Source organism: Bradyrhizobium sp. BRP56 (genome assembly GCF_020194035.1).
GTDB lineage: Bacteria > Pseudomonadota > Alphaproteobacteria > Rhizobiales > Xanthobacteraceae > Bradyrhizobium > Bradyrhizobium australafricanum.
Map to the genome: position 1 here is coordinate 1 of NZ_JADYVV010000260.1, position 291 is coordinate 291.

General features: G+C 62.9%; 1 protein-coding gene. It reads right to left on the reverse strand.

The features are described 5' to 3' along the window. Positions 1-291, reverse strand: a 291-nt coding sequence (locus I6F38_RS43665; RefSeq protein ID WP_225164749.1) for a transposase, incomplete at both ends; no start/stop codon positions are given.

Consider the following 291-nt stretch of genomic DNA (forward strand, 5'->3'; position numbering starts at 1 on the left):
ATGTGTGCAATCAGCAGCCAGGCAGCTTCGGTTGCCACCGTCGCCTCGAAGTCCTTGGCGAGGCGGCGGCATCTGTCGAACCAAGCGAATGTGCGTTCAACCACCCACCGCCTCGGCAGAAGCTGGAAGCCTTTGACGCCTTGGGGCCGCTCGACGATCTCGACAGTCCATGGACCGCAGTCTGAGAGCGCGTCGAGGAGTTGATTTCCGCGGTAGATCCGGTCGGCAAAGACGTGGCGCAGCCGGGGGAAGTTCATCCGCACGTTCTTCAGCAGCGGTACGGCGCCATGG